General features: G+C 68.0%; 1 protein-coding gene. It reads left to right on the forward strand.

Translation table 11 applies throughout. The features are described 5' to 3' along the window. Positions 1-325 (forward strand): IS3 family transposase (locus tag AX685_RS07295; protein WP_156445716.1); only part of this gene is annotated, 325 nt, incomplete at both ends.

Genomic DNA, 325 nt, shown 5'->3' on the forward strand with positions numbered 1-325 from the left:
GAGCGCTCGCGCCCAAAAAAAGCGAGCTTGCTCATGCACTCGCCGCTGCCGGAGACTATCCGGTGAGCCTGGTCGCCAGCACGCTCGGCGTCGGGCGCTCGACGGTGTACGACCGCCTGACCGGTCGCACCAGGACGCGTGGGTCCTACACCAAGGCCGGGGACGCAGATCTGCTGCCCCGTATCCGCCAGATCGCCGCGCAGCGGCCAACATACGGCTACCGCCGCATCGCGGCGGTCCTCAATCGACAGCTTCGCACCGAAGGGCTGGCGTCGGCCAACCACAAACGGGTCTACCGCATTATGGCGGCGGACCGCCTGCTGCT

Source organism: Sphingomonas sp. CCH9-F2 (assembly GCF_001556735.1).
Classification (GTDB): Bacteria; Pseudomonadota; Alphaproteobacteria; order Sphingomonadales; family Sphingomonadaceae; genus Sphingomonas; species Sphingomonas ginsenosidimutans.